The sequence below is a fragment of the Azospirillum sp. B506 genome (genome assembly GCF_000333595.1).
Classification (GTDB): Bacteria; Pseudomonadota; Alphaproteobacteria; order Azospirillales; family Azospirillaceae; genus Azospirillum.
Genome location: NZ_BADK01000862.1, coordinates 1 through 1,134, shown reverse-complemented (window position 1 = coordinate 1,134; position 1,134 = coordinate 1). Strand labels below are relative to the sequence as shown.

Below are 1,134 nucleotides of genomic sequence, written 5' to 3'. Positions count from 1 at the left end.
GCGCCGCCGGATCGACCGTCAGCGTGCCGTCGGCATAGGTGATCGTGTAGTTCGAGAGGCCGCTGCCCTGGGCCGACGCGGCGGCGATGCTGTAGCTGCCGACCCCGGCGGTGGCCGCCGTGCCGCTGCTGGACAGGCTGACCCCGGTCACGCTGTCGCTGTTCTTCAGGCCGGTGGCGGTGAAGCCGGTCAGCGAGGCGCTGTCGCCATAGGTCTTGCGCGCCGCGTCGGCAGTGACGGTCAGCGCCGCCGGATCGACCGTCAGCGTGCCGTCGGCATAGGTGATCGTGTAGTTCGAGAGGCCGCTGCCCTGGGCCGACGCGGCGGCGATGTTGTAGCTGCCGACCCCGGCGGTGGCCGCCGTGCCGCTGCTGGACAGGCTGACCCCGGTCACGCTGTCGCTGTTCTTCAGCCCAGTGGCGGTGAAGCCGGTCAGCGTGGCGCTGTCGCCATAGGTCTTGCGCGCCGCGTCGGCAGTGACGGTCAGCGCCGCCGGATCGACCGTCAGCGTGCCGTCGGCATAGGTGATCGTGTAGTTCGAGAGGCCGCTGCCCTGGGCCGACGCGGCGGCGATGCTGTAGCTGCCGACCCCGGCGATGGCCGCCGTGCCGCTGCTGGACAGGCTGACCCCGGTCACGCTGTCGCTGTTCTTCAGCCCGGTGGCGGTGAAGCCGGTCAGCGAGGCGCTGTCGCCATAGGTCTTGCGCGCCGCGTCGGCAGTGACGGTCAAAGCGGCAGGATCGACCGTCAGCGTGCCGTCGGCATAGGTGATGGTGTAGTTCGAGAGACCGCTGCCCTGGGCCGACGCGGCGGCGATGTTGTAGCTGCCGACCCCGGCGGTGGCCGCCGTGCCGCTGCTGGACAGGCTGACCCCGGTCACGCTGTCGCTGTTCTTCAGACCGGTGGCGGTGTAGCCGGTCAGCGACGCGCTGTCGCCATAGGTCTTGCGCGCCGCGTCGGCAGTGACGGTCAGCGCCGCCGGATCGACCGTCAGCGTGCCGTCGGCATAGGTGATCGTGTAGTTCGAGAGACCGCTGCCCTGCGCCGACGAAGCGGCGATGCTGTAGCTGCCGACCCCGGCGGTGGCCGCCGTACCGCTGCTGGACAGGCTGACCCCGGTCACGCTGTCGCTGT

The 1,134-nt window shown here is 70.6% G+C and carries 1 protein-coding gene; it reads right to left on the bottom strand.

Annotated features, from left to right (window positions below; all coding sequences use genetic code 11):
- The coding region (locus tag I71_RS26690; protein ID WP_042701102.1) for an S-layer family protein at positions 1–1,134 on the bottom strand (1,134 nt) is incomplete at both ends.